This is a genomic window from Amycolatopsis sp. GA6-003 (genome assembly GCF_046267895.1).
Lineage (GTDB): Bacteria > Actinomycetota > Actinomycetes > Mycobacteriales > Pseudonocardiaceae > Amycolatopsis.
Map to the genome: position 1 here is coordinate 8,431,599 of NZ_CP176499.1, position 23,354 is coordinate 8,454,952.

At 69.5% G+C, this 23,354-nt stretch carries 15 protein-coding genes and 1 tRNA gene; 9 read left to right on the forward strand and 7 right to left on the reverse strand.

Features of this window, described 5'->3' with window-relative positions; all coding sequences use genetic code 11:
- Positions 1-10 precede the first annotated feature (10 nt).
- On the reverse strand, positions 11-877 hold the full coding sequence (locus tag F9C12_RS38290) for an NAD(P)-dependent oxidoreductase (RefSeq protein ID WP_409463687.1): 867 nt from the start codon (positions 875-877) through the stop codon (positions 11-13).
- A 95-nt stretch (positions 878-972) separates the two neighbouring features.
- Between F9C12_RS38290 and F9C12_RS38295 the strand changes: the two genes are divergently transcribed.
- Positions 973-4,140 (forward strand): BTAD domain-containing putative transcriptional regulator, encoded by a 3,168-nt coding sequence (locus F9C12_RS38295; RefSeq protein ID WP_409463688.1) that lies wholly within the window; start codon positions 973-975, stop codon positions 4,138-4,140.
- Here F9C12_RS38295 and F9C12_RS38300 read toward each other — a convergent pair.
- Positions 4,069-5,481, reverse strand: coding sequence for an amidase (locus F9C12_RS38300; protein WP_409463689.1), 1,413 nt, complete (start codon positions 5,479-5,481; stop codon positions 4,069-4,071). The two genes, F9C12_RS38295 and F9C12_RS38300, sit on opposite strands and share 72 nt — an antisense overlap.
- A 113-nt stretch (positions 5,482-5,594) precedes the next feature.
- Here F9C12_RS38300 and F9C12_RS38305 point away from each other — a divergent pair, with 113 nt between their 5' ends.
- Positions 5,595-6,560 carry an Lrp/AsnC family transcriptional regulator gene (locus F9C12_RS38305; RefSeq protein ID WP_409463690.1) on the forward strand — a complete coding sequence of 322 codons (966 nt, stop codon included), beginning with the start codon at positions 5,595-5,597 and terminating at the stop codon, positions 6,558-6,560.
- A 322-nt stretch (positions 6,561-6,882) separates the two neighbouring features.
- Here F9C12_RS38305 and helR read toward each other — a convergent pair whose 3' ends face one another.
- Complete coding sequence (helR, locus tag F9C12_RS38310) at positions 6,883-9,054, reverse strand: RNA polymerase recycling motor ATPase HelR (RefSeq protein WP_409463691.1); 2,172 nt, start codon at positions 9,052-9,054, stop codon at positions 6,883-6,885.
- A 1,737-nt stretch (positions 9,055-10,791) separates the two neighbouring features.
- Positions 10,792-11,898: an aldo/keto reductase gene (locus F9C12_RS38315; RefSeq protein WP_409463692.1), complete on the reverse strand. Its 1,107-nt coding sequence runs from the start codon at positions 11,896-11,898 to the stop codon at positions 10,792-10,794.
- A 664-nt stretch (positions 11,899-12,562) separates the two neighbouring features.
- Between F9C12_RS38315 and F9C12_RS38320 the strand changes: the two genes are divergently transcribed.
- Entirely contained in the window at positions 12,563-14,815 is a 2,253-nt protein-coding gene (locus F9C12_RS38320) for an ATP-binding cassette domain-containing protein (protein WP_409463693.1), read from the forward strand.
- 62 nt (positions 14,816-14,877) lie between these two features.
- Here F9C12_RS38320 and soxR read toward each other — a convergent pair whose 3' ends face one another.
- A complete protein-coding gene (soxR, locus tag F9C12_RS38325) occupies positions 14,878-15,330 on the reverse strand; it encodes a redox-sensitive transcriptional activator SoxR (protein ID WP_409186659.1) in 453 nt (150 codons plus the stop codon).
- Between the two features lie 103 nt (positions 15,331-15,433).
- Between soxR and F9C12_RS38330 the strand changes: the two genes are divergently transcribed.
- The 3 genes from F9C12_RS38330 to infA all read left to right on the forward strand — a co-directional run bounded on the left by F9C12_RS38330 (position 15,434) and on the right by infA (position 16,928).
- Entirely contained in the window at positions 15,434-15,736 is a 303-nt protein-coding gene (locus F9C12_RS38330) for a zinc-binding dehydrogenase (protein WP_409463694.1), read from the forward strand.
- A gap of 189 nt (positions 15,737-15,925) precedes the next feature.
- Positions 15,926-16,717 (forward strand): GNAT family N-acetyltransferase, encoded by a 792-nt coding sequence (locus F9C12_RS38335; RefSeq protein WP_409463695.1) that lies wholly within the window; start codon positions 15,926-15,928, stop codon positions 16,715-16,717.
- Complete coding sequence (gene infA, locus F9C12_RS38340) at positions 16,707-16,928, forward strand: translation initiation factor IF-1 (protein ID WP_409463696.1); 222 nt, start codon at positions 16,707-16,709, stop codon at positions 16,926-16,928. The genes F9C12_RS38335 and infA overlap by 11 nt, the downstream gene beginning before the upstream one ends.
- A gap of 40 nt (positions 16,929-16,968) precedes the next feature.
- Here infA and F9C12_RS38345 read toward each other — a convergent pair whose 3' ends face one another.
- The gene (locus F9C12_RS38345; RefSeq protein ID WP_409463697.1) at positions 16,969-17,418 is read right to left on the reverse strand and encodes an SRPBCC family protein; all 450 of its coding nucleotides are present in this window, start codon (positions 17,416-17,418) and stop codon (positions 16,969-16,971) included.
- A 44-nt stretch (positions 17,419-17,462) separates the two neighbouring features.
- Here F9C12_RS38345 and F9C12_RS38350 point away from each other — a divergent pair, with 44 nt between their 5' ends.
- Positions 17,463-18,053: a TetR/AcrR family transcriptional regulator gene (locus tag F9C12_RS38350; protein ID WP_409463698.1), complete on the forward strand. Its 591-nt coding sequence runs from the start codon at positions 17,463-17,465 to the stop codon at positions 18,051-18,053.
- Between the two features lie 8 nt (positions 18,054-18,061).
- Here F9C12_RS38350 and F9C12_RS38355 read toward each other — a convergent pair whose 3' ends face one another.
- Positions 18,062-18,322 (reverse strand): hypothetical protein, encoded by a 261-nt coding sequence (locus tag F9C12_RS38355; protein ID WP_409463699.1) that lies wholly within the window; start codon positions 18,320-18,322, stop codon positions 18,062-18,064.
- Between the two features lie 155 nt (positions 18,323-18,477).
- Here F9C12_RS38355 and F9C12_RS38360 point away from each other — a divergent pair.
- Together F9C12_RS38360 and F9C12_RS38365 are read left to right on the forward strand one after the other, a co-directional pair.
- Positions 18,478-18,551: transfer RNA gene (locus tag F9C12_RS38360), tRNA-Ile, on the forward strand.
- Positions 18,552-20,139: 1,588 nt separating this feature from the next.
- On the forward strand, positions 20,140-23,337 hold the full coding sequence (locus F9C12_RS38365; RefSeq protein ID WP_409463700.1) for a DEAD/DEAH box helicase: 3,198 nt from the start codon (positions 20,140-20,142) through the stop codon (positions 23,335-23,337).
- Positions 23,338-23,354: the final 17 nt, after the last annotated feature.

Sequence of the window (23,354 nt, forward strand, 5' to 3'; positions counted from 1 at the left end):
CGGATTCTCCTCAGTTCTTCAGCAGTTCGATGACGCTCGTGAGGTTTTCCGCGCCGTGGCCGTCGGCGGCCCGGCGCAGGAGCAGCTGGTGCAGCGGCGCGAGCAGTTCGGCGCTGACCCCCTGGTCGGCGGCGGCGAGGGGCAGGTTTTCGAACCCGGCGGCCTGCATCCCCAGGTTCGACACGACGTTCTGGGTGTAGTCGCCGCTGTCGATCTCCGCCGCGGCGGTTTCGGCGAAGCTGCCCATCGCGGTCAGCCATCCGCTCAGCAGCGGCGCGAATTCGACCGCCGAGAGCCCCTCGCTGCGGATCAGCGCGTAGGCCTGCAAGATGCCGATGAACTGGCCGTACATCCCGGACAGCAGCGCGAGGTCGTGCAACGCGGCCAGCCCCGGGTCTTCGCCGACGTAGTTGCTGCCGCCGAACGTGTCGAACGCGTCGCGGTGCGCGTCGAACACGTCTTTGGGCCCGCTGTAGAACACGAACGCGCCCGGCTGCCCGATCATCGGCGGTACCGCCATGATGCCGCCGTCGAGGAACTTCCCGCCCCGCTCCGCCACCCATTCGCCCAGTTCGCGGGCCTGCCGAGGGGTGCCGTTGGTCAGGTTCACCACCGTCCGGCCCGCGAGCGAGGCCGTCTCGAGCACCTCGCGCACCGACGCGTCGTCCAGCAGGCAGACGATCGTCAGCTCGTTCGCCGCGATCGCCTCCGCGGCCGACCCCGCCGCCACCGCACCCAGCTCCACCAGCGGTTTCGCCTTGTCCGCCGAGCGGTTCCAGACCGTCACCGGCCGTCCCGCTCCCAGCAGCGCACCGGCCAGCGCGCTGCCCATCGCCCCGAGCCCCAGCACGGTCGCCGAGGTCGTGTTCCCGGACATGTCGTCCCTCCCGTTCGTCGCTCTGCCGACCACGGTGCCGGGCACCGCGCACGGTTCGCTGGGGGTCCGCGCACGGAGGCGGTTACGGTGGATCCGTGCGATTCGGCATCCTGGGGCCCTTGGCCGTGAGCAGCGACGACGGACGGCCGGTGCGGGTACCCGAGGCCAAGGTCCGGACCCTGCTCGCGGTCCTGCTCGTGCACGAGGGCCGTCCGGTGTCGGCGGACCGGCTGGCGGACGACCTGTGGGGCGAGCAGCTGCCCGGCAACCCGGTCAACACCCTGCAGACGAAGGTCTCGCAGCTGCGCCGGGCGCTGGAGCGCGCCGAACCCGGCTCCGGCCGCGCGCTGGCATATCAACCGCCCGGGTACGTCCTGCGGCTCGACCCGGAGGCGGTCGACGCCGGGCGGTTCCGTGCGTTGCTCGCCGAGGCGGGCACGGCGGACGACCCGCGCTCGAAAGTCGAGCTGCTCACCGAGGCGTTGGCGTTGTGGCGCGGCCCGGCGCTCGCCGAGTTCGCCGACGAAGCCTTCGCACAGCCGGTGATCCAACGCCTCGAGGAGGATCGCCTTGTCGCGCAAGAAAACCTCGCCGACGCGCGGCTCGCGTTGGGCGAACATGCCGCGCTGACCGCGGAACTCGCCGACCTCGTCCGGCAGCATCCGCTGCGGGAACGCCTGCGGGCTCTCCAGCTGCGCGCGCTGTACGCGGCCGGACGGCAGAGCGAAGCGCTGGCCTCCTACGACGAACTACGCCGCCGGCTCGCCGATGAGCTGGGCCTCGATCCCGGTCCCGAGCTGACCGCGCTGCACCGGTCGATCCTGGCGCAGGATCCGGCTCTGACCGCGGTCGCCCCGCAGCTTCCGGTGCCGCTGACCGAACTGGTCGGCCGGACCGCCGCGGTCCGCGCGGTCAGCACGCTCGTCCGCGAATCCCGCCTGGTGACGCTCACCGGGCCCGGCGGCGTCGGCAAGACCCGGCTCGCGCTGGAGACCGCGCACCGGCTCGGCGGAGAGTTCGCCGCGGGCGCCTGGCTCGTTGAGCTGACCGGCATGGACCGCCACGAATGCGCGCTGAGCCAGTGCCCGCCGGTCGAGTGGGTGGTGGAGGCGATCGCCGCGACGCTGGGGATCCGGGACGCGGCGGCGCCCGCCCCGGCGGATCCGGCCGAACGGCTGGCCGAATCCTTGCGCGGCAAGGAAACCCTGATCGTGCTGGACAACTGCGAGCAGCTGATCGAGCCGGTCGCCGCGACCGCCGGGCGGCTGCTGGCCGCCGCGCCCGGGCTGCGGATTCTCGCCACCAGCCGGGAACCGCTCGGGCTCGCCGGGGAAACGCAGTTCCCGGTGCCGCCGCTGGACCACGACAGCGCCGCGCAGCTGTTCATCGCCAGGGTCGCCGACACTGGGTACACTGTGGACAGTTCCGATGCGGCCGCGGTCGCCGAGATTTGCCGGAAGCTGGACGGATTGCCGCTCGCGCTCGAACTCGCCGCCACCCGCGTGCGCGCGCTGGGCGTACCGGAGCTGCTGCGCCGGCTGGACGACCGGTTCCGCCTGCTGGACACCACTCGCCGCGGAGTGCCCGCCCGGCAGCAGACGCTGCGCGCGATGATCGACTGGAGCTGGGAACTCCTGAGCGAACCGGAACGCCTTGTGCTGCAACGGTTGTCGGTGCATACCGAAGACTGCTCGCTGGACGCGGCCGAGGCGGTCTGCGCGGGCGGCGGAGTCGCGGAAGGCGAGGTGCTGGGTCTGCTGGCGAAGCTCGTCGACCGCTCGCTGGTCGTGCCCGCGAGCACCGGCGTGCCGCGGTACCGGCTGCTCGAATCGGTGGCGGCATACGGCCTGGAGCGGCTGCGCGAAGCGGGGGAAGCCGAGCAGACGCGGCGCCGGCACGCGGAGCACTACGTCCAGCTCGCCGGGGCGGCGGACGCCGGTCTCCGCGGCCGGGACCAGCGGCGATGGCTGCAGCGGCTCGACGCGGACCTGCCGAATCTCCGTGCCGCGGCGGAGAATCTGGCCGGGTGGGGGAGCGCCGACGACGCGTTGCGGCTGGCGAACCGGCTGGCCTGGTACCGCTTCCTGCGCGGCCGGATGGCCGAAGCGATGCGTTCCCTGCGCGCCGCGCTCAGCCTGCCCGGCGGCGACCCGGACCTGCGCGCGGAAGCACAGGCGACGCTCACCGCGCTCGGCGTCCTCGCGGGCGACCGGCCCGACTGGCGTCCCGTGGCCGAGCAGCCGATGAGCGCCCGGGCCAAGTGGTTCCTCGGCTACGCACTGTCCACAGTGGCCGATCTGCCCGGCGCCGAACCGCTCACCCTGGACGCGCTCGCCGCCTTCGAAGCCGCGGACGACCGGTGGGGGATCGCCTCGGCCAGCGGCGACCGGGCGAGCCAGGTTCTGGCGAGAGGCGACGTGGCGGGAGCCCGGCGGTACGCCGATCGCTGCGCGGAACTGTTCGCTGAAATCGGCGACAAATGGGGTCAGCTGCAGGCGATTTTCGCGCAAGGAATTTTAGGGACGCTGTCCGGGGATTACGCGCGAGCCGAGGCTGGCTACACCGAAGGACTGCGGATCGCCGAGGAACTGGGCTTGTGGCCGGAGGCGTCGTACCAGTTGTCGTGGCTGGGGCGGGTCGCGTTGCTGCGCAAGGATTTCCCCGCAGCCCGCGAACTGCACGAACGGGCGCGCGAGGTGGCCGCCGAACACGGCTTCACGCCGGGGGAGATGTATGCGCTGACCGGGCTGGCCCTCGGCGCCCGGCGCGAGGGCGACCTCGATCTCGCCGAGAAGCATTTGCGCACGCTGCTCGAATGGAACAAGCAGGTCGATTTCGAGCCGGGCAACACGTTGATCCTCGCGGAACTCGGTTTTGTCGCCGAATTGCGCGGCGACCCGGAGACCGCGTTGCGGCGGCAGCGGGAAGGCTACGAGATCGCCCGCCGGACGGAGGATCCGCGCGCGATCGCGTTGGCGCTGGAGGGTTTGGCGGGAGCGCACGCACTGGCCGGCGCGGCTCGCGAAGCCGCGCGTCTGCTGGGCGCGGCCGCGGCCTGCCGGGCCGGGGTCGGAGCCCCGCTGCCCGCGGCGGAGCGGGGAGACGTGGACCGGATCACCGCCCGCGCGAGCGAGATCCTCGGCGCGGCGGAGTTCGCGGCCGAGTTCCGCGCGGGCGGCGAACGCGGGTCCTCAGAAGACCGGCCGCTGGCTGCCGTACCCGGTAGCCTGCTCGAAAGCGTGCGCGGCCCGCAGCAGCCCTAGCTCGCCTCGCAGCGGCGCGATGATCTGCAACCCGACCGGACGGCCGTCGCCGGTGAACCCGGCGGGCACCGACAGCGCCGGGCAGCCGGTCGCCGAGATCGAGTACGCCGAGCGCATCCACTCCAGATAGTCGTGCATCGGTTGCCCGGCAACGGTTTCCGGGTACTCCCATTCCACCGGGAACGGCGGCAGCTGGCTCACCGGCGCGAGCAGCAGGTCGTACTGGGTGAAAAACTCCCGCATCCCGGTGATGAGCTGCAGCTGCCGCGTCTGCGCGTTCGCGAGGTCGGCCCCGGAAAGCGTTGCGCCGAAAGCGATGTTGCCGGCGAGTGTCTGCTTCATCTTGTCCGGATGTTGTTCGAGCAGTTTCCCGAATCCCGCGTGGAAAAGCCATCCGCGCAGGGTGCGGAACACCTCGTCGGCCGCGGCGAGGTCCGGGCAGGCCGGTTCGACGCGGCAGCCGAGGTCGGCGAACACCTTCACCGCCGGTTCCAGCACCGCGGTGACCGCCGGGTCGACCGGCAGGCCGCCCAAATCCGGCGACCACGCCACGCGCAGGCCGGTCAGGTCGGCTTCGAGGGACCCGGCGAAGGGTGCCGCGGGCTGGTCGAGCGCGATCGGGTTGCGCTCGTCGTACCCGGCGATCACGGACAGCAACAGCGCGACGTCGCCGACCGTCCGCCCCATCGGCCCCTGCACGCCCAGCGCTTCCCAGGGCAGCGTCGCCGGCCAGGTCGGCACGCGGCCGGGCGACGGACGCAGGCCGACGACGTTGCAGAACGACGCCGGATTGCGCAGCGAACCGCCCATGTCGCTGCCCTCGGCGAGCGGCTGCAGGCCCGCGGCCAGCGCGGCCGCCGCCCCGCCGCTGCTGCCGCCCGCGGACAGCTCCCGCCGGTACGGGTTGCGCGTGGCCCCGAAGACCGGGTTCATCGTGTGCGAACCGGCCCCGAACTCCGGCACGTTCGTCTTGCCGAGCGTGATCGCGCCCGCGTTCCGGATCCGTTCGACGACGAGTGTGTCGCTGTCCGGCACGTGGTCGGCGAAAATGGGGGAACCGTAGGTGGTGCGGACGCCGGCGACGTCGTGCGTGTCCTTGTGCGCCACCGGAATCCCGTGCAGCGGACCGGCTTCCTCGCCGTGCGCGAGCCGTTCGTCGGCAGCTGCGGCCTCGCGCAGCGCACGCTCGGCGGTGAGCGTGACGATCGCGTTGATCTGCGGGTTGACCTGCTCGATCCGGTCGAGATGCGCCTGCAGCACCTCCCGCGCGGACAGCTCGCGGACGCGCAGCCGCCGGGCCAGCTCGCGGACGGGCAAGTAGCAGATCTCCTCAGCGCTCACGGGCTTTCCCTCTCCTGCCGCTGGTGTCCGTTCGAGACGTCAGCTTCGCGCCTGGTGCTGGCCTCGGACAAGACCCGCTCGACAAATGACGGAATCAGCCACAGTATTGGCTGATGACGGCAACGCTGGACCCGCTCGACCGCCGAATCGCCGGCGCGCTGCAAGTCGACGGCCGCGCGTCCTGGCGGCGGATCGCCGAGGTCCTGGACGCACCGGAACGCACGGTGGCGCGGCGCGGGACGCACCTGCTGCGCACCGGCGTCGTGACGGTGGTCGCCGTTTCGCCGCACGGCGTCCCGCTGCTGGTGCGCGGCCGCTGCCGGGCCGGACTCGGCCGTCCCGCGGGCACCGCGCTCGCCGGACGGCCGGAGACGAGCTTCTGCTACCTCATCACCGGACAGGGCGAACTGGTCGCCGAGGTCTTCTGCGACCGCAACCGGCTGCCGACCTTCATGTTCGACGAAATGGCCGCAATCCCCGGCCTGCACGATCTGACGGCCGATACCGTCACGCGCTACTACCGCACGATCCACGAATGGCAGCCCGGCCTGCTCAGCCCAGCCGAAACGACGGCGATCTCGTCGCTGCCGCAGCCGACCCCGCAGCCCCGGCAGCCGGACGGGGTGGCCTTCAGCAGCGACGAACGCGCCATCGTGCGCGCGCTGCGCGAGGACGGCCGCCGAAGCCACGAAGAACTCGCCCGCGCCGCCGGTATCTCGGAATCGACCGTCCGCCGTCGGCTGGAAGCGTTGCGGCGCGAGGAAAAGGTGTTCATCCGGGCAGTCGTGGAGCCAGCCGTGCTCGGGCTGCCGGTCGAGGCGCTGCTGTGGATCCGCTGCCGCCCGCACCACGTAGACGACATCGGCCGCGCCCTGCTGGGCTCGCGCTACGTGCGCTACGCGGCGGCGATGACGGGCGAGTATCAGCTGCTGGCTGACGTGACCTTGCCCGACATCGCCGCGTTGCACGAGTTCGTCGGCAGCTCCGGCTGGTCCCGGCAGGCGGATTCGGTGCATACCGGGGTGGTGCTGAAGGCGTTGAAGCGCAGCAGCGTTCTCGCGCCGGAGCTGCGCTCCTGACGGTTGCCTGCGTTTTCAGCTCGGTTCAGCACGGGGGCGATGCGCGGCGGTGCAGTACGCCGGGCCGTTGCGTCGCGGGGTTGAGTGCGACGCAACGGCCCGTCCGCGAGTTGTGCCCACGGCGGTTGCCCCGCGTTCCTCGAGCCCGCTGAGCAGCGGCGATGCGTCGCTTGGTCTGCCCGCGAGCCGTCCGGTGTCGCGATTGAGCTATGCCCACGGCGGTTGCCCCGCTTTCCTCGAGCCCGCTGAGCACCAGCGGCAGTGCGTCGCTTGGTCTGCCCGCGAGCCGTCCGGTGTCGTGATCGAGCGGTGCCCTCGGCGGTTAGCTCCGTTCCTCCAGCCCGTTCAGCACCGGCGGCAACGCGCGGCGATGCAGCACGCCGAGCCGTTGCGTCGCCCGCGTCAGCGCGACGTACAGCTCAGCCGCGCCGCGCGGTCCGTCCGCCAGGATCCAGTCCGGGTCCACGAGAAGCACGGCGTCGTACTCCAGCCCCTTCGTCTCCGACGGCGGCACCGCACCCGGCACGTCCGGCGGCCCGATGACGACGCTGGTCCCCTCGCGCCCCGCCTCGTCCCGGACGAATTCCTCGACCGCCGCGGGCAATTCGTCCTCGGCGACCTTCCGCGACCACGGCCGCACCCCGCACGCGCGCACCGATTCCGGCGGCTCGACCCCGGGCGCGAACTCCGCCAGCACCGCACCCGCGACGGCCATGATTTCCGCCGGGGTGCGGTAGTTGACGGTGAGCGAACGGTAGGCCCAGCGGCCCGGGACGTACGGATCCAGCATCGTGCCCCAGTCCGTCGCACCCGCCGCCGACCGCCGCTGCGCCAGGTCGCCGACCACGGTGAACGACCGGCTCGGGCACCGCCGCATCAGCGCCCGCCAGTCCATTTCGGACAGTTCCTGCGCCTCGTCGACCACGACGTGCCGGTAGGTCCAGTCGCGGTCCGCCGCGGCGCGTTCGGCGAGGTCGCGGGTGTCGGACTCGACGAAGCGCTCGGCCAGGTCGGTGTCGTAGAGCAGGTGCTCCGCGGACAGGCCGATGTCCTCGTCCATCTCCTCGCGGTCGAGCCGCATGATGTCCAGCACGCCGGCCGCGTACTCGGCCTCCGCCTCGCGTTCGGCCTGGTCCTCGCGCTGTTTCGCCCGGCCCGGCGCCTTGCCGAGGAGGTCGATCAGCTCGTCCAGGAGCGGGACGTCCGACACCGTCCAGGGCGCGCCCGGTTCGCGCAGCAGCGCCGGGCTGGCGCCGGCCGCGTCGAGCCGAGCGGGGGAGGAGTACAGCGTGGTGAGCAGGCTTTCCGGGGTCAGGACGGGCCAGAGACGGTCGATAGCCTTGACGAAGGCCGGGTCGGCGAGGAGTTCGTTGACGAGCGTGGAACGGAGGTCCTCCCATTCCTCCTTGTCGTCGCGCGTGAGCCAACCGCGCCCGATGCGCGACATGGCGCGTTCGGTGAGCACGTACGTGACGATCTCGACGAACACCGCCCGCGCCTCGTTGTGCGGCCGCCCGCTCTGCCGCGCCTCGTCGCGGGCCCACTCGGCGGTCGCCGCGTCGATCCGGACGGTGGTGTCGCGCAATTCGATGAGAATGGGTTCCTCGGGCAGCTCCTGCCGGTCCGCGATCGCCGCGTCGAGCACGTCGAGCATCCGCAGAGATCCCTTGAACCGCGCGGCTTCCGGCTCGTCCTCGGCGTGCGCGTGCAGCCCCGGAAGCAGCCCGCCCGGGGTGGTGAACACCACGTCGGACTCGCCGAGCGACGGCAGCACGCGGCCGATGTGGTTCAGGAACGCCGGATTCGGCCCGAGGACGAGCACGCCGTGGCGCTCCATCCGCTCGCGCTGCGTGTAGAGCAGATACGCGACGCGGTGGAGCGCCACGACGGTTTTCCCGGTTCCTGGCCCTCCCTCAATGACCAGGACGCCCGGGTGGTCGAGCCGGATGATGCGGTCCTGCTCGGCCTGGATCGTCGCGACGATGTCCCGCATCCCCTCGCCGCGGGGCGCGTTGACCGCGGCCAGCAGGGCGTCGTTCACCTCGCCGGCGCCAGGCTGCCCGAAAACCTCGTCGGTGAACGAGGTGATGCGGCGGCTGCGCGTGTGGAACTGCCGCCGCCGCCGCATGTTCTCCGGCGTGGCCGCGGTCGCGGTGTAAAACGCACTGGACGCCGGAGCACGCCAGTCGAGAAGGACGGGTTTGTACTCGTCGTCCTCGTCGAAAAGCCCGATCCGGCCGATGTAGAAATGCTCGCCGTCGAGCGGGTCGAGCCGCCCGAAACACAACCCGGAGTCGGCGACCGACAACCGCCGCGTTTCGCGAGCGAGCGCGCGCACCTCGACGTCGCGCTCGCCCGGAGTCTCGTCGTTTCGTTTGAGGGCAGCGGTGTAGCGCTCTTTGACCCGCTCGCGCTCTCCGTCGAGCCGCCGGTACAAGCTGGCGACGTAGTCCTGTTCGGACCGCAGTTCTTCTTCGTACCCCTGAGTTGACAAGTGCCCCTCGCTGGTGTTATTCTGAACCCAGATTCGGCGCGAACTTCTGATTGCCTGGTGAAGACGCGTCGATTTTTTATTGTCCACCTTCTGTCAAGTGGCTGCGTGGACTGGTTGTTTTCTGGCGGCTTTGGCGGCTTTGGCGGCTATTCCGGCTTCTGGCCGGGAGCGGCGACGGTCGGCGGGTTGCGTGGGTCGGCGGGTTGCGTGGGTCGGCGGGTTGCGTGGGTCGGCGGGTTGCGTGGGTCGGCGGGTTGCGTGGGTCGGCGGGTTGCGTGGGTCGGCGGGTTGCGTGGGTCGGCGGGTTGCGTGGGTCGGCGGGTTGCGTGGGTCGGCGGGTTGCGTGGGTCGGCGGGTTGCGTGGGTCGGCGGGTTGCGTGGGTCGGCGGGTTGCGTGGGTCGGCGGGTTGCGTGGGTCGGCGGGTTGCGTGGGTCGGCGGGTTGCGTGGGTCGGCGGGTTGCGTGGCACGCTCTCCCGAGCCGAGCCGAGCCGAGCCGAGCCGAGCCGAGCCGAGCCGAGCCGAGCCGAGCCGAGCCGAGCCGAGCCGAGCCGAGCCGAGCCGAGCCGAGCCGAGCCGAGCCGAGCCGAGCCGAGCCGAGCCGAGCCGAGCCGAGCCGAGCCGAGCCGAGCCGAGCCGAGCCGAGCCGAGCCGAGCCGAGCCGAGCCGAGCCGAGCCGAGCCGAGCCGAGCCCAGGCGCAGACTGGATTCGTCGGGCGGGGAGGTCAGGCAACGGCGGGCAAAACCGAGCCGGTACGTGTGCCAGGCGGTGGTGCGGCGTACCTGGCGAGCTTTGCGGCCGAGCCGAGTCCGTGGTGCACCACGACCGCGGCGCGGCTGGCTTCGGCCAAGGGCGAGCGTTCAGCTGTGGCTGGCGAACCCCTGGCGCGGCGCGCCTGCCGGCGATGGGCTAAGCAATGCCGAACGGGCTGGGCCATCGCGGACGGCTGCGCGAATCGGGCCGGGCGGAGGCGAGCGCGGAGCTGAACAGGGCGCGGGTCGTACCGGGCGGATTGGCATCGCCTGGCGATCGAGCCTGCCGGCCTGACACGGCGTCGCGGGACGGGCCGCAGAGCGGGGTCCGTCCGGCTCGCGACGACGTCAGCGGTGTGGCCAGCGTCGAAAAGCCGCCCTGTCGCACCCAGAACCAGCCCCAAGGTGCCGGAACACGCGAACCAGCTTCAAGGTGCGGGAAACACGCGAACCAGCCGCAGACTCGCGTGCGGTGCTGCCGTGGAAGCCGACCAAGAGCGAAACCGACGAGACCAGCCGGGCGGCGAACGACCGGGCCCGCGCATGGGCGCACAAGGAACCGCGCGCATGCCGGCAGCCAATCGTCGATACCGGTGGAGCGCGATCTCTCGTGCCGCGTCCGAACCGCGGTGAACCAACAGCGCAGCCAGCGCACCGGACCGCAGCGATCACGTGCCACACCAAGGCATTCGTGGCGAAGTAGTGCCACGACCCGGTGAACTTCCGACGATCGCGCCGCAAAACCCTTGCCCGCCCGACAATCCCGCACGCCCCCAGCCCTGTTCCCGCCCGCACCAACCGCACACCCGCCCCCAGCCCTGACCCCGCCCGCACCAACCGCACGCCCGCCCCCGACAGCTCGATTTTCCCGATCGAGCAGCGATTCTGCGCCATCCCCCGGGGCTTGCGGCAAGCCCCGGGGTGCGCTATACCTTGAAAAGGGCGGAGGAAATCATTTCTTATCCAGCGCGGAATCCCGCGCGGTTCACGGCTGCTTCGCCGACGCCCAGTTCCGCACCACCGGCCGGTAGCCCTCCGGTTTGTCGCCCACCTTCGCCCCGGAGTTGACCAGCCACGACTGGTACTCCGGCGTGAACATCCGGTACGGCCCCGCCGGAGGCACCTCGCTCGCGCGGTCGAGTGTGTCGCGCGCCTCTGCGGGCAGGGTGAAGTCGAGCGCGTGCATCGTCGCGTCCAGTTGCTCCGCGCTGCTCGCCCCGACGATCGCCGACGCGACGCCCGGTTGTGTCGCCACCCAGTTGATCGCGACCTGCGCCATCGTCACGTCCAGCTCGCCGGCGACCGTCTCGAGCGTTTTCAGCAGCTCCCACTGGCGCGTGGTCCAGTTCCCGGCGGCGCCCTCCCCGGTCAGCCGTCCCTCGCCGGTGAGTCCGGCCGCCGAGCTGCGGTACTTGCCGCTCAGGAATCCGCTGCCGAGCGGGCTCCACGCGGTGATTCCCATCCCCAGCTCGAGACCCGCCGGGACGTGCTCGGTTTCGATCGTCCGCTCGATCAGCGAATACGGCAGCTGCAGGCTGATCATCGGCGGCAGCGAACGCGCGTCGGCGAGCGTCTGCGCGCGGCTCGCGTACCAGGCAGGCACGTCGGACAGCCCGGCGTACCGGATCTTTCCCGCCCGCACCAGGTCGTCGAACGTGCGCAGCACCTCCTCGACCGGCGTGATCCGGTCCCACGTGTGCAGCAGCAACAGGTCGAGATACTCGGTGCCCAGCCGGCGCAGCGACGCCTCCACCGACCGGATCATGTGCTTGCGGCCGTTGCCGCCCGCGTTCGGATCGCCCGGGCCGACGCTGTTGGTGAACTTCGACGCCAGCACGAGCCGCTCCCGGCCGCCCGTCTCGGCGATGAACTTGCCGAGCAGCCGCTCGCTCTCGCCCGCGGTGTAGAAATCCGCGGTGTCGACGAAGTTGCCGCCCTCCTCGACGTACTTGCGGAAGATCGGCCGCGCCTGCTCCTCGGACTTCCCGTAGGCGGCGTGGAACCCGTCGACGCCGAAGTTCATCGTGCCGAGCGCGAGCCGGCTGACCCGCAATCCGGACCGGCCGAGCAGGTAGTACTGGTCAAGAGACATCGGGGTCCTCGCTCCGTTCCCGAATACACGCGCGGGCCGTCCCCGCCTGGCTCGGCCAGGGTGCCCGCGGAAAAATGGACCAGCAAGTCCAAAAATCAGCGGGCGGCGCCCGGATGCTCTCGGCACTCAGGGGGAAGCACCGCTCGACCCGTTCGCCACGGGCCAGCTCGGGCGGTGCGGCGGGCACAAGGCGACCTCGGCTGAGGCGGCTGGGGGATCGGGCCGCGCTGAGGGAATCGACGTTGGCGGAGTCGGGGGAGCGAACCGCATTGGAGCAAGCCGACGCGCGCTCGATGCGGTGCTAGCGAGCGCACTGCACCGGCACAATCCGACATCGACAAAACGATCCCGGGGCGCCGCGAGCCAGCCGAAAACCTCGGCATCAGCAAAACAACCACCACGAGCCGCCGCAGCCCGAGCTGAATGTTCCGCACCGAATAATCCACCCCGAAAAGCCCGGCTTCCCTTACCCGCCAACCACTTCCCGCCACCCCACCGCCCACCCGGCTCAGCTAGAGCCCCGGCCGAGCTCAGCCAGAACCCCGGCCCAGCTCGGCCAGAACCCCGGCCCAGCTCGGCCAGAACCCCGGCCCGGCTCAGCCAGAACCCCGGCCCGCCTCAGCCCGGCCCGCCAGCACCCCGACCGGGACGTAGGCTGCAAGGCATGCCGTCGAACGTGATCAGCCTCCGCGGTGTGCGCACTCACAACCTGGCCGACGTGGACGTGGACATCCCGAAGCATCAGCTGGTCGCGGTCACCGGCGTTTCGGGGTCCGGCAAGTCGTCGCTGGCGTTCGCGACGCTCGCGGCCGAGTCGCGGCGGCAGTTGTACTCGACCATGCCCGCGTTCGTCCGCACCAAACTGCCGCACGATCCGGCTCCGGAGGCCAGTTCGCTGAGCGGGCTGACGACCGTCGTCGTGGTGGACCAGCGGCCGCTCGGGACGAATTCCCGGTCGACGGTCGGCACCGCCACCGAGGTGTGGACCATGCTGCGGATGTTGTTCTCCCGCCTGGGCGAACCGTCCGCCGGCTACTCGCCGGCCTACTCGTTCAACGATCCTTCCGGCATGTGCCCGGCGTGCGCGGGGCTCGGCACGGTCACCGACATCGACGGCGAGCGGATGATCGACCGCAGCCGTTCGCTCAACGACGGGGCGATGGTCTTCCCGAGTTTTGCGGTCGGCAGCTGGATCTGGAAGCGCTATGTCTACTCGGGATTCTTCGACAACGATCTGCCGCTGCGGGAATGGCCAGAGGAACTGGTGCAGTTCCTGCTGCACGGGCCCACGCAGAAGCCGCCGAACCCGTTGCCGCGTTTTCCGGCCAGCGCGAAGTACCAGTCGATGGTGCCGCGGATCCGCCGGCTGCTCGTCGAACGCGAAGCCAAGATGGGACCGGCGGTGCGGGCGGCGCTGGCGGAGGTGACCCGGCAGCGGCCGTGCCCCGAATGCGACGGCAGCAGGCTCGCGCCGGCCGCGCGGGAGAGCCGGATCAACGGGGTGTCCATTGTGGACCTCGGATACCGCGACGCGGCCGGGCTGCTGGAATTCTGCGCCGGACTGGACCCCGAGTGGGCGCGTCCGCTCGTGGCGGCGCTGCGGTTGCGGCTGGAGTCGATGATCACGCTCGGCCTCGGGCACCTGCACTGCTACCGCGCGACGCCGACGCTGTCCGGCGGCGAATCGCAGCGGCTGAAACTGGTGCGGCACCTGGGTTCGAGCCTCACCGACCTCACCTACGTCCTGGACGAACCGACGGACGGGCTGCATCCCGCCGACGTCGCGTCCCTGGTCGATGTACTACGGCGGCTGCGTGACCATGGCAACACGGTCCTGGTGGTGGATCACCACGAAGCGGTGATGCTGGCCGCGGACCACGTGATCGACCTGGGGCCGGGAGCCGGGGAAGCGGGCGGGCGCGTGGTGTTCCACGGTCCGCCCGAGAAGCTGCGGAAGGCGGACACGACCACCGCGCGGGCCTTGCGGACCGGCGTCCGGCTCAAGGACACGGTGCGGGAACCCGCCGGCTGGCTGCCGTTGCGCGGGCTGGACCGGCACACGCTGCGCGACATCGACGTCGACGTGCCGACGGGCGTGCTCACGGTGATCACCGGGGTGGCCGGGTCCGGGAAGTCGACGCTGGCGGGCGAACTCGCCGAACGGCACCCGCGGTTCACTGTCGTGGACCAGAGCCAGATCGTCGCGACGGGGCGGTCGACAGTCGGCACCTGGCTCGGTCTGGCCGACCCGGTGCAGCGCGCGTTCGCCGAGGTGAGCGGCGAGTCGCCGAAGCTGTTCAACCCGCGTTCGCAGGGCGGCTGCCCGGCCTGCCGCGGCACCGGCGTGCGGCGGACCGACCTGGCGTTCCTGGAGGACGTCGACACGCCGTGCGAGGAGTGCGGCGCGACCGGATTCCGCGCCGAGGCACTGCGAACGCGGCTCGAGGGACGGACGGTGCTCGAGGTGCTGGACACGCCGGTGTCGGCGCTGGCCCGGTACGTGCCGCATCCGGACGTCGTCCGGCTCGCCGCGCTGCTCGGCGAACTGGGGCTCGGGCACCTGGCGAGCGGCCGCCCGCTCGACACGCTCTCCGGCGGCGAGCGGCAACGGCTGAAACTCGCCCGTCAGCTCGACTCGGCCAGCGACGACCTGCTCGTCGACGAACCCACCGCGGGCCTGCACCCCAGCGACGCCACGCGGATGGTCGCGCTGCTGGACCGGCTCGTCGACGAGGGCCGGACGCTCGTCGTGGTCGAGCATTCGCTGCACGTGGTCGCCGCCGCGGACTGGGTGCTCGACCTCGGCCCCGGCGCGGGCGAGAACGGCGGCCAGGTGCTCTACACCGGCACGCCGAAGGGACTCGCCGAGCACGACGGCGCGACGGGCCGGTACTTCCGGGCCGCCCTCAGCGGTTAGCCGCCCGGGGCCGCCTTCGCGGACTCCGACTCCGGCAGGGATCCCCGCCCCGCCAGCGGCGGCTAATGCGGAAACCGGCGCGCCCCCGCGCCGCCCTGTCCGAGAATGTCGTCCGGATTCGAGTACGGGCAGGCTTTCAGCGACAGGCATCCGCAGCCGATGCAGCCGGTGAACCGGTCGCGCAGCGCGGTCAGCTCCTCGATCCGCGCGGTGAGCCGGTCGTGCCAGCGGCGGGAGATGCGCGCCCAGTCGCGTTTGGTCGGGACGCGCTGCTCCGGCAGTTCGGCGAGCGCTTCCTTGATCTCTTCCAGCGAAACCCCGACGCGCTGCGCGGTACGGATGAACGCGATCATGCGCAGCGTGTCGCGCCGGTACTCGCGCCGGTTGCCGCTCGTGCGCCTGCTCGAAATCAGTCCGCGGCTCTCGTAGTAGTGCAGCGTCGGAACGCTCACACCGGCGCGTTCGGCGATCTGTCCCGGCTTCAGCCAGACGACCTCGCGCGTGATCTGGGGCATGGCAGCTCTTTCCGTGCTTGACCTCAAGTCCGCTTGATGAAGTCCACTGTAAGCACCGCCCGGCGGACGAAGGGGATCTTGTGCCGGATACGACCCTGCGGGTGTGGGCCGCGAGACAGACCTCGCTTTCGATACGGTTGGCCACGGGAATCTGCGTACCGCGGCGGCTTTAGTGGGGGATCGCAGCCGGATGGAGTCCATTGTGGAGCCGGCGTTGGCCGATGAACTCGGCGGACAGTGGATCACCAGCGACCGGTCCTCCCAGCGGCTCCGCGAACTGCTCGACCTGTGCGCGCTGGGAGAATTCCGGGTGGCCGTGCGGAAGGAGTACCCGCTCGCCGCCAGCACCCATCCCGAGGTGGCCGCCGGACACGGTCGCGGCAAGGTGGTGCTGCGGATCGGCTGAGCCGGATTAAATCGGTGGACCCGGTTCGGACCGCGCCGCTATCGTTCGCCTCGACCGTGACTCGACGCCCGGAGGTGAGACCCATGAACGCTGTTTCGATGTGGGTGCTCCCCGTGTCGTCACGGTCGGGCGGCTGACGGAGGGTTGCCAGGAGCGCCGTGAGCGAAGGCACTCCGAAAGGTGACCATCATGGACACTGTGCGTTTCACCGCGGGCGAACCCGCGGTGAGCATCACCCGGGTCGCACCCGGACTCTGGGAGGCTTGGGACGACGGCCGGCTCGCCGGTCGCGGCGAAGCCACCACACGGCCGGACGGACGGGTCTTCCTGAGCGTCGACGCCTGGCACCGCTCGGTCTTCGACCAGCTCGCCCGCGAGATGCTGGCCGCGCTGCCGGAGCCCCTCCACACCGTGGTCGACGAAACCGACCGCGAGCTGCTGGACGGCTGGCGACGGGCCGGTCTCACCGTGCGGCGGCGCGAGTGGGAGTACGTCGTGCCCACGGACCCGCAGGTCACCGGGCCGGTCGGGCTGCCGCCGGGCGTCACGATCGTGCCCGTGGGAGCCGCGGCCGAGGCTCCGCTGCGCGAGCTGGACCGCGTCCTTCGTACCGAAGTCGAGGCGAGCGTCGGCTGGTCGGAGATGCCCGCCGAGGTGCTGCCGCGCCCGGCTGGAGACACCGTCGCGGACCCGTCGAAGTACGCCGTCGCTGTCGAGGACGGCGAGTACGTGGGTCTGCTCCGGGTGGTTCAGGCGACGCGCCTTCCCCGGATCGGGCTCCTCGCGGTCCGGGCTGATCGGCAACGCCGCGGCATCGCTCGCGCGTTGCTGGTCCACACGCTCGGCGTCCTGCACCGAGCGGGAATCCCGACCGCGGCGGCCGAGGCCAACGAAGCCAACGAAGCGGCGACGGCGCTGTTCGAGGGCATCGGCGCCCGGCGGGCGAACAGCAACGTGGAGCTGATGCGCCATGGCCGGTAAGGGCGGGATCGAAGTCGAGGGAACCGTGGTCGAGTGCCTGCGCGACGCCCGGTTCACCGTCGAACTGGCGAACGGGCACCGCGTGCTGGCCCACATCAGCGGCAAGATCAGGAAGAACTTCATCAAGATCGTGCCGTTCGACCGGGTTCTGGTGGAGCTGAGCCCGTACGACCTCGACCGGGGCCGGATCCTGTTCCGGTACCGGAACTAGCCGGTCCGTCCTCGCGGTCCGGCCTGGGCCGCGAGGGCGGTCAGCCCGTTTTCGCGGCGGCGAGCCGGGTCAGCGCGGCGCATTTCCGGCCGAAATTGGCCACGAGGTCCGCGCCGATGATCCGCACCATGACCGCGCGCAGGGGAGTGTCGAGCACGATGCGCTGGGTCAGCTCGGCCCCGCCGGGGACGGCCGCGACGCTCAGGCTGAGGTCCATCCGCCCGAGCGGAACGGGTTGGCAAAGCGCGAGCCCGTGGCTGGGCCGCCAGCTCGTGAAGGTGAAGTCCTCCGCGATCTTCCCGTGCACGCCGCCGCGGAATCTGCCGCTGGGGTACAGGAATCCAGTCGAACCCGTCGCGGCCGGCCCGTGCAGCACGACCCGCGCGACGTCGGGGTCCCAGCGCGGCCAGTTCTCGACGTCGGCGAGGACGTCCCACAGCGCGGCCGGGTCGACGCCGAGGGTCCGGACGGAGGTTCTGTCCCAGGTCATGCCCCGAACATATACGGAACTGGCAGTCTCGTAAACTGTGCTCCATGACGCACAACCGGCGCGGACGGCCGCGGGAACAGGGGATCGACGCGGCGGTGCGGACCGCGGTCAACGACCTGCTGGAGGAGGTCGGCTACCAGCGCTGCACGGTCGACGCGATCGCCGCGCGCGCCGGGGTCGGCAAGGCGGCGCTGTACCGGCGCTGGAAGTCCAAGTCGGAACTCGTCTTCGCCGCGGTCGTGCACGACGACGCCCTCGCCGCGCCCCCCGACACCGGCACCCTGCGCGGCGACGTCGCGGCTGTTCTCGCCGACATTCAGTCCGCTTTGGACGGACCGCGAGTGCGAAACGCCCTGCCGGGCTTGCTCGCCGACCTCCGCGCCGAAGACCAGCCCGCCGCCCGGCTCGGCGAACTGTTCCTGGTGCGCGAACGCGCCTACCTGACCGAAGTGCTGGACCGCGCGATCGCCCGCGGCGAACTGGCCCGGCGACCCGAACTGCCCGCAGTGCACGCGATGCTGCTCGGCTCAGTTTTCGCCTGGCTGCACCTTCTGCGCGAAACGGTCCCGCCAGGCGGCCTGGCCGCGGTGCTCGCCCCGGGCTTGTCCGGCGCCATTGTCGAACTGGGCAGCTGACCCGGCATTCACCGCCGAGGCCGAGGCGACGGCTTACGCCGGGACAACTCGTCCGCGATTATCGCCTCCAGCCGGCTGTTCGCACTCCGAAGCACGCGGTAACTGCGATATCCCACCACGATTAGCGCAATCCCGAGAACGGTCGCGATCGACAGAACCGGCCCGTGCGAAAGCACCGTGTCGCGATAGTCGCGAGCGAGATAACCCAGCCCGAGCCCGGCGGCGAGCGCGTCGAGAACCGCGAGCGAAACCCGTCCCGGAACGGTCATGGCCGCCTCCTCTCGGGACCCGCCCCCTCAGCAATCTAGGCGACCGGCGGCCCCCGCGAGACCCCCCGACCCGATCGGCCTACGCCCCCGGCCCGCGCGGGGCCTGTGCTAAGTTGACCAGAACTGGGGGGATCGACCTGCGGAAGCGAACCCAGGGGCCGGTAGCTCAGTTGGTTAGAGCAGGGGACTCATAATCCCTTGGCCGTCGGTTCGAGCCCGACCCGGCCCACTCTGCCACCCCTTGTATAGGGTCTGACCTGCGAAAACAGCCTCGAAAACGATCTTGAAGCGAGGCTTCGCGGAAGCGCTGGAGACGAGCACAGCGCTGGTAACCCAAGGGATTGTTCGAGTAAGCCTGTTTTCATGACCGCCGTTGAGGCACCGCTGGAGGTGCTGGAGCCCGATGACATTCGGGAGCTCGCCTCGGACTGGAGAACGCATCTGAGGGCGAAGAACCGCGCCGACTCGACGATCGACGGGTACCTCGACAGCGTGGCCATGCTGGTCAACTACCTCGACGACGAAGACCTCTCGACGCTGGCCCCTGAGAGTGGGCGCCGGGAGTTGAAGCGATCTCCGCCAACGGCCGAATTTCCGCACCGGAGAGTCGCTGTCGCGCTGTTGCATCGCCAAGCAGTTCGGCCCGAACACGCCGCATCGCGTTGTGGAAATCAAGCCCGCTCCGTGTCGCGCTGTGGCCGAAGCCCGATCACCGACACCGCCCGAAGGGGGGCACGAGCCCTCATGAACCCACCTTCACGCGGGCAAGGAATGCAAGACGCACTCTCGCGAGCACGACAGCGCACGGCAGAAGTGGTCGAAACGGTATCTTCGCGCTAGAGCCGGTTCGACGCCGCAGCGGCACTGGCAACCTTGCTTGGCATCGACCCAGCGATATCCGATCAGCTACTCGACTTGCACCTCTCTGAATTCATCGCCCGTCCTCGCGACCGGATCCGGGACGTAGATGGGTCAATCCTGTAGTTTCGGGCTAACGCAACGCATATTTTCGAGAAGCCTGGAGATTCTGCATGACACATGCAGTCAGTGGCTTGATTTTTTTCCGAAACGCTGCTCCGGTTCCCTTGTCGGGAGCACCAACCGCAACTGCTGGCTCTGTCGGCGTGCTCGCAGGCGACGAGTTAGGTGAGGACCACCAGTACGTCGTCCACATAGGCTCGGCCGAGATCGAGCAGCCGCTGACCTGCCCAGCGAGCACCAGCTCCGGAACAGTGTCCGCTAACGAATCCGGCTGGCTGTCAGCAGCTGGCCCTCGCGTCGCCAATTGCTCCGGGAGTCGTCTGCTCACTGCTGAGCACCAAAGCCGTGGGCACCCCGCTGTCTGCTGCGCGTACGCGAGCGCTGGGCGGATGATCGGCGGGAACAAACGGGTGGCGGTACGGGTGCGTCACCAGTTCACGCTGGGGGAGGCGGTGGCGGCTGTTCTGACTGCGCATGCGGCTGGAAACAATGGTTCGCTGGGTGTTGTCCGGCCGGGCTACGCGTCGGAGTCTTTTGGCATTCCTGCTGAGAAACCAAGGAGAAAGGAGATCGAGTCCTGGCTGCATCGCCGTCCTAGTGTGCCGCGCAAGTCGTCTCGATCGCGGCGGTTGCACACCTGAGGTCGGGCATCGGGAGCAGTGGCCCTCTGTCACCCTTCAGGGTAAACGCGCGCCGATCAGCGTAACAACTGGCTGGCCGGTCCGATTGTCAACAGCACGTGATCAAGCTGAGGCGAGCTTTGGCGCATCAGAGGTCTCGACGTCTTCGTCGTGCGGCCGACGCTTGAAACCCGAACCGTCGGAAGGGGCGATCGAATGGCAGCTGGATGGCGATCGCCGGATGTCTGGGCGGCGGCAGAAGCGATCGACGGCAACGTCGTCCAGCAGCTCCTGGTCCCGGCGTCCACGGATTTCACGTTGGACACCGTGGCTGGATTGGTGGCACGGAACCGGTTCGGAATCTGGCCGGCCGCGATGACCGGTGAGGTTGCCGACCAGGCCAGGCTGTCGTTGCGCGCGGGTCTGGGAAGCGAGCCTGGAGCGCCGGTGGTCAACGGCAGCTGGGTCGGGCCGCGCACGAGATGGACGCCAGCGGATGTGCTCGACTCCTACCGGGACGCTATCAGCTTCCAGGAAGGAACCGATGGACAAGCGGGTTTGCGTCGTCCGCAACTGGGAGCGTTGCACGCAGTCCTGGGATATTGGACGACCGGGCGGGTCGCACCGGTGACAGTGGTGATGCCGACCGGAACGGGCAAGACCGAAACGATGGTGGCACTGCTGCTGGCGGCGCGGTTGCCGCGCCTGCTTGTGTTGGTCCCGTCAGATGTGCTGCGAAGTCAGATCTCCGATACCTTCGTGCGGCTCGGGGTGCTGCACGAACTGGAGATCGCTGCTCCAGGGGCGATGCGCCCGGTCGTCGGACAGCTCAAAAGCAGTTTGAAGTCCGTTGAGCAGGCTGAAGCGTTCGCCGAGGCGTGCAATGTCATCGTCACGACTCCGCAAGCGCTGACCGCCTGCGATCCGGAAGCGCGATCAACGCTGCGGGCACTGTGTTCTCACCTGTTCGTCGACGAAGCGCACCATGTCGAAGCGCGGACCTGGGCCGACACCAGGGAGGCATTCGCTGATCGCCCGGTCGTGCAGTTCACCGCGACACCGTTTCGAGAGGACGGCAAGCACGTCGAGGGACGGATCGTCTATGACTTTCCGTTGTCAGAAGCTCAACGGAACGGCTTGTTCGCGCCGATCAACTACACATCGGTGATCGACTTCGCCGACACGGATCGCGTGCTCGCCTGGAAAGCAGTGGATCAGCTCCGGCAGGACAGGGAAGCCGGTCTCGACCATCTGCTGCTGGTGCGGGCGAAAACGATCAGGCGCGTAGACGAGTTATTGCCGATTTACCTGGAGCTCGCGCCTGAGTTCGCGCCAGTCGCTGTCTACCACAGTCTTTCGGGGACGGCGAAGACGCAGGCACTCGAGGCGATCCGCAGCCGTGACTCGCGGATCATCGTGTGCGTGAACATGCTGGGCGAGGGGTTCGACCTGCCCGCGCTGAAAATCGCCGCGGTACACGATCCGCAGAAAAGCCTCGGCGTGACCTTGCAATTCGTCGGCAGGCTGGCACGGACGTCCTCCAGCTCACGGCTGGGAGACGCATCGGTGTTCGTCGCCCGCACGGAGTATCACGTCGACGAGCGGCTGCGGGCGTTGTACGCGGAGAACGCCGACTGGAACGACGTGCTGCGCGACCTGTCGGAAGCCGCGTTGGGGGAACAACGCGCGATTGGAGAGTTCGAATCCGGGTTCACGAGCACGCCAGGGGAGGTGATGCTCCGCAACCTCACTCCCAAGATGAGCACGGTCGTGTATCGAACCCAGTCGGACGAGTGGCACCCCGAAGCGATCACGGATTTCTTCGGCGAGGAGAATCTTCTTACCGTCCCGATCGGGCTGAATCCAGCCGAAGGCGTGGCGTGGTGCGTTGTCGCCTGCCGCAGCAAAGTTGCCTGGGGGGACGTGAAGACCGTCGAAGAGTTGGCCTACGAACTGTTCGTCTTGTACTTTGACCGCCGCCGTCGATTGCTGTACATCAACAACTCGGCCAACAGCGGGCTGTTTCCGGAACTTGCCGAGCGGGTGTCCGGTCCGTCGACGCGATTCACCGGGTCGACTGTGTATCGGGTGATGGGCGACATCACGCGTCTGGTGCCGACGACGGTCGGCGTGCTCGACGTGCGCAACCACTTCCGCCGGTTCTCCATGCACGTCGGCGCTGACGTCGCCGAAAGCTTCTCCACCGCGGAAGCTCAGACGAAGACGCAAACGAACATCTCGGGTTCCGGCTACCGGCAGGGCGAGCGGGTCAACATCAGCGCGTCGATCAAAGGCCGGATCTGGAGCCACAGCAAAGCCCCGACCGTGAAGCACTGGCGAGACTGGTGTGACGGAGTCGGAGACAAACTGCTGGACGAGAGCATCAGCATCGACGACATCGTCCGCAACTTCATCGTGCCCGAGGACCTGACCGCGCGGCCGGACGCGGTGCTGCTCGGCGTCGAATGGCCGTGGGAAGTCCTCGCCTCGTCGAGTGAACAGCTGAGGCTCACCCACAGCGGGCGCACTTACCCGATGGTCGACGTAGATCTGCGGCCCCGCGACGAGGCCGAGACCGGGCCGTTGCGTTTCTGGGTGAGCACCGCCGCCTGGACTGTCGGATACGAGGCCGACGTCGTAGACGGGCGGTTGTACTACCGCTGCTCTGAACCGGACGAGATCGAGGTCAGCACCAGCCGTTCCGGTACGGTCCGATTGAGTACGTGGCTGACCGACCGAGACGGACTGACGTTCCTGCTCGATCGGGACCGGGTGATCCACGACGACAAACTCTATGACCCGAAACAAAAACTGGAGCCGTTCCCACGGGAGCGGCTTCGGGCGCTCGACTGGACCGGCATCGAACTGAGCGTGGAATCCCAGGGTGCGCCGAAACGCGCCGACTCGATCCAGGCGCGAGTGATCCGGCAACTGGCTCAGGACGAGACGTGGGACGTCGTCCTCGATGACGACGGGTCCGGCGAGATCGCCGACGTCGTCGCTCTCAAAATCGATGACAAGGGTCTGCTCATCCACTTCTTCCATTGCAAGTACGCAGGCGGGCCACCCGGGGCTCGGGTCTCGGACTTGTACGAACTGTGCGGCCAAGCGCAGAAGAGCGTCGTCTGGCGCAGCAGATCCGACAGTGTGCCGATGTTCGCCAATCTCGAACGCCGCGCCAGGAAGAAGCACCAGAGAACCGGTGTGAGCCCTTTCGAAACCGGCAGTATCGCCGACCTGTACCGGCTGAGGGAACAGGCACGCGTACTCAAGGCGCGGTTGGAAATCACAGTCGTTCAGCCAGGTCTGTCCGGTTCGAAGGTCAGCGATCGCCAATTGGATTTGTTGGCGGCAACCGAAACCTACCTGCGTACCACTGTCAATGCTCCGTTGCACGTGTGGTGCCATAAGTGAGAATGAGGAGCATGACG